This is a genomic window from Sulfitobacter sp. UBA4523 (assembly GCF_002388305.1).
Classification (GTDB): Bacteria; Pseudomonadota; Alphaproteobacteria; order Rhodobacterales; family Rhodobacteraceae; genus Sulfitobacter; species Sulfitobacter pontiacus.
In genome coordinates, this window is the sequence record NZ_DGMH01000024.1 from 183,906 (window position 1) to 184,157 (window position 252).

Consider the following 252-nt stretch of genomic DNA (forward strand, 5'->3'; position numbering starts at 1 on the left):
GCCTTCATCTTGGGGTTCACAAAGCGCCAGCCAATGGTGGTATCATAGACAGCGTTGTTGCGCGAGAAAGCCGTTTCCGCCTTGGGCATCACGAAAGGCGCGCGGGTCATGCTTTCGACACCGCCGGCAATCGCCAGATCCATGTCTCCGGCCTTGATCGCGCGGGCCGCGACGCCGACCGCATCCATGCCAGAGGCGCACAGACGGTTGATCGTTGCACCGGGCACATCGACCGGCAGGCCGGCCAGCAGG

At 63.9% G+C, this 252-nt stretch carries 1 protein-coding gene; it reads right to left on the reverse strand.

The window, feature by feature from the left end; genetic code table 11:
• A partial coding sequence (locus B3849_RS06700) for a beta-ketoacyl synthase N-terminal-like domain-containing protein (RefSeq protein WP_286779943.1) occupies positions 1 to 252 on the reverse strand: 252 nt, incomplete at both ends.